Origin of the sequence: Pseudomonas sp. HMSC065H01 (assembly GCF_001815235.1) — a bacterium.
Classification (GTDB): Bacteria; Pseudomonadota; Gammaproteobacteria; order Pseudomonadales; family Pseudomonadaceae; genus Pseudomonas; species Pseudomonas aeruginosa.
Genome location: NZ_KV819936.1, coordinates 25636 through 26386 on the forward strand (window position 1 = coordinate 25636; position 751 = coordinate 26386).

A 751-nucleotide genomic window follows, 5' to 3' on the forward strand; every position below is an offset into this window, starting at 1 on the left:
CGGCCAGCACCACGGTGGACTCGGTGGCGCCGGCCGCGCCGGTGATCGACCCGAGCAACGGCAGCGTGATCGCCGGTACCGCGGAAGCCGGTGCGACGGTGATCCTCACCGATGGCGGCGGCAACCCGATCGGCCAGGCCACCGCCGACGGCAGCGGCAACTGGACGTTCACCCCGAGCACCCCGCTGGCCAACGGCACCGTGATCAACGCCGTGGCCCAGGACCCGGCCGGCAATACCAGCGGTCCGGCCAGCGTCACCGTCGATGCCATCGCCCCGCCGGCGCCGGTGATCAATCCGAGCAATGGAGTCGTCATCAGCGGTACGGCGGAAGCCGGGGCCACGGTGATCCTCACCGACGGCAACGGCAACCCGATCGGCCAGGTCACCGCCGACGGCAGCGGCAACTGGGCCTTCACGCCCGCTACGCCGTTGGCCAATGGCACGGTGATCAATGCGCTGGCCCAGGACGCCGCCGGCAACAACAGCAGTCCCACCAGCGCCACCGTCGACTCGCTGGCGCCAGCAGCCCCGGTGATCGATCCGAGCAACGGTAGCGTGATCGCCGGTACCGCCGAGGCTGGTGCCACGGTGATCCTCACCGACGGCAACGGCAACCCGATCGGCCAGGTCACCGCCGATGGCAGCGGCAACTGGAGCTTCACGCCCGGCACGCCGCTGTCCAATGGCACGGTGGTCAATGCGGTGGCCCAGGACGCTGCCGGCAACACCAGCGGCCCGGCCAGCACCAC

Annotated in this window: 1 protein-coding gene; it reads left to right on the plus strand. The window is 71.0% G+C overall.

Going from position 1 to position 751, the window contains the following annotated elements:
• A partial coding sequence (locus HMPREF3014_RS29580) for an Ig-like domain-containing protein (RefSeq protein WP_256562454.1) occupies window positions 1–751 on the plus strand: 751 nt, incomplete at both ends.